5 protein-coding genes are annotated in these 2,278 nt (G+C 70.9%); 4 read left to right on the forward strand and 1 reads right to left on the reverse strand.

Annotated elements, in window-relative coordinates:
* The 4 genes from E7Z54_RS11970 to E7Z54_RS11980 form a co-directional block, all read left to right on the forward strand.
* The coding region (locus E7Z54_RS11970) for a DUF4396 domain-containing protein (protein WP_240769648.1) at positions 1 to 587 on the forward strand (587 nt) is incomplete at its 5' end.
* 14 nt (positions 588 to 601) lie between these two features.
* Complete coding sequence (locus E7Z54_RS23200; RefSeq protein WP_168798291.1) at positions 602 to 742, forward strand: hypothetical protein; 141 nt, start codon at positions 602 to 604, stop codon at positions 740 to 742.
* A gap of 80 nt (positions 743 to 822) precedes the next feature.
* Positions 823 to 1,443 (forward strand): ClpP family protease, encoded by a 621-nt coding sequence (locus tag E7Z54_RS11975; RefSeq protein ID WP_136433967.1) that lies wholly within the window; start codon positions 823 to 825, stop codon positions 1,441 to 1,443.
* Positions 1,440 to 2,042, forward strand: coding sequence for a ClpP family protease (locus tag E7Z54_RS11980; RefSeq protein WP_136433969.1), 603 nt, complete (start codon positions 1,440 to 1,442; stop codon positions 2,040 to 2,042). The genes E7Z54_RS11975 and E7Z54_RS11980 overlap by 4 nt, the downstream gene beginning before the upstream one ends.
* A 1-nt stretch (position 2,043) precedes the next feature.
* Here the strand turns inward: E7Z54_RS11980 and E7Z54_RS11985 are convergent.
* Positions 2,044 to 2,278, reverse strand: a 235-nt coding sequence (locus E7Z54_RS11985; protein WP_240769649.1) for a helix-turn-helix domain-containing protein, incomplete at its 5' end; no start/stop codon positions are given.

Here is a 2,278-nt window from a genome sequence, read left to right on the forward strand (position 1 = left end):
CCGCGCGCGGCGGCGCACCCCGGCCCTTGTGTTTACGCGCCTCCGCCGGAGACGGTGGGGGGATCCAGGAAGAGAGACAGATCATGATGAGCTCCCGCAACGCGATGGCCGCCAGCGCCACCCTGCACTGCCTCACCGGCTGCGCGATCGGCGAGATCCTCGGCCTGATGATCGGGACCGCCGCCGGCCTGGGCAGCGGCCTGACGATCGCGCTCGCCGTCGGGCTGGCGTTCCTCTTCGGCTACGCCCTGTCGACGCTGCCGCTGATCAAGGCCGGCCTCGGCTTCGGCGCCGCTCTCAGCGTCGTCTTCGCCGCGGACACCCTGTCGATCGCCGTCATGGAGCTGGTGGACAACGCCGTCATGGCCCTCATCCCGGGCGCCATGGACTCCGGCCTGGTCAACCCGGTCTTCTGGGTCGGCATGATGATCGCCCTCACCGCCGCCTTCCTCGCGGCGTTCCCGGTCAACCGGTACCTCATCGACAAGGGCAAGGGCCACGCCCTCACCCACGAGTACCAGCACGGGCCGGGCCACGAGGGGCACGACGCCGCGCCTGACGCCGGCCACTCCCACCACCATCACTGAGCTGGAGCGACACGATGAACACCAACACCCTTGCCGCAGCCGTGATCGGCTTCCTCCTCGGCGGGCTCACCGTCTCCATCGCCGCCGAGCTCGAGGACGACAACGGCCCGGCCCCGAGTCACGGCTCGAGCAGCCATCAGACGCTGGAGCACTGAGGCGTGCGGATCTGCTGACGGCGGACCCGCCCCCGGCGGAATCGCTTGGAACCCGCCGCCGCGGCGCGGACCGTGGAGCCATGACCACGACACCTGCCGAGCGGCTCTCCGGACCCTTCGACGAACAGCTCGCGACACGCCTCCTCCAGCAGCGGATCATCGTGCTGGGCCAGGAGGTCGACGACACGGTGGCCAACCGCCTCTGCGCCGCGCTCCTGCTGCTCTCCGCCGAGGACCCGCACCGCGACATCAGCCTCTACATCAACTCGCCCGGTGGCTCGGTCAGCGCCGGGCTGGCCATCTACGACACGATGCGGATGATCCCCAACGACGTCAGCACCCTCGCGATGGGGCTCGCCGCCAGCATGGGTCAGTTCCTGCTCACCGCCGGCACCCCTGGCAAGCGGTACGTCCTTCCGCACGCCCGGGTGCTCCTGCACCAGGGCTCGGCCGGCATCGGTGGCACGGCGATCGACATAGAGATCCAGGCCGAGAACCTCGAGCACACCAAGGACGTGATGATGAGGCTGACCGCCGAGCACACCGGACAGCCCGTGGAGAAGGTCGAGCGGGACGCGCTGCGCGACCGGTGGTTCACGGCGGAGGAGGCCAAGGAGTACGGCTTCGTCGACCATGTCCTCACCGACGTGCGCGCGGTGGCGCCGACGCGCAGCACCGCGGCCTTCGGAGGTGCGCGATGAGCCAGTACACGATCCCGAGCGTGGTCGAGCGCACCCTGCACGGGGAGCGGGCGGTCGACATCTACTCGCGGCTGCTCAGTGACCGGATCGTCTACCTCGGCACCGAGATCGACGACGGCGTGGCCAACGTGATCATCGCCCAGCTGCTCTACCTGGAGTCGGAGAACCCGGACTCCACGATCAACCTCTACCTGAACTCGCCGGGCGGATCGGTGACCGCGATGCTCGGCATCTACGACACCATGCAGTTCGTCAAGGCGCCGATCGCGACCACCTGCATCGGCCAGGCCGCGTCGTCGGCGGCCGTGCTGCTCGCGGCGGGCGACCCCGGTCGGCGGTCGATCCTCCCGCGGGCGCGGGTGATCCTGCACCAGCCGTCGGGCGGCGGTCAGGGCACGCTGCCGGACCTGGCCGTCCAGGCCAAGGAGATCGCGCGGCTGCGCAACGAGATGGAGCAGGTGCTCGGCCAGCACACCGGGCAGACGGTCGAGCAGCTGCGGCACGACACCGACCGGGACCTGATCCTCGACGCGCAGGCGGCCGTCGCCTACGGCGTGGCCGACGAGGTGGTGGCCAGCCGGAAGCTGATCGCCGCCTGAGTCAGGCCGCGAGGCAGACCGGGCCGCGGAGCCGGCGGCTCACCTCGGCGGTCAGGTCGGCCAGGGAGAGGCCGAGCGCGCCGGCCGCGGCCGCGAGCATCTCCGAGCTGGGCTCCTTGAGCCCGCGCTCGATCTCGGAGAGGTACTGCACCGAGATGCCCGCGTCGCTCGCCACGTCGCTGAGGGTGCGCTCGCTGCGGTGTCGCTCGTCGCGCAGGACGCGGCCGGCGGCCTCG

It is taken from the genome of Nocardioides sp., assembly GCF_004803405.1.
Classification (GTDB): Bacteria; Actinomycetota; Actinomycetes; order Propionibacteriales; family Nocardioidaceae; genus Nocardioides; species Nocardioides vastitatis.

Excerpts from the sequence above, each read along its gene's own strand:
- E7Z54_RS11975 (WP_136433967.1), top strand. The coding sequence starts at position 823 with ATGACCACGACACCTGCCGAGCGGCTCTCCGGACCCTTCGACGAACAG.
- E7Z54_RS23200 (WP_168798291.1), top strand. The coding sequence starts at position 602 with ATGAACACCAACACCCTTGCCGCAGCCGTGATCGGCTTCCTCCTCGGC.
- E7Z54_RS11980 (WP_136433969.1), top strand. The coding sequence starts at position 1,440 with ATGAGCCAGTACACGATCCCGAGCGTGGTCGAGCGCACCCTGCACGGG.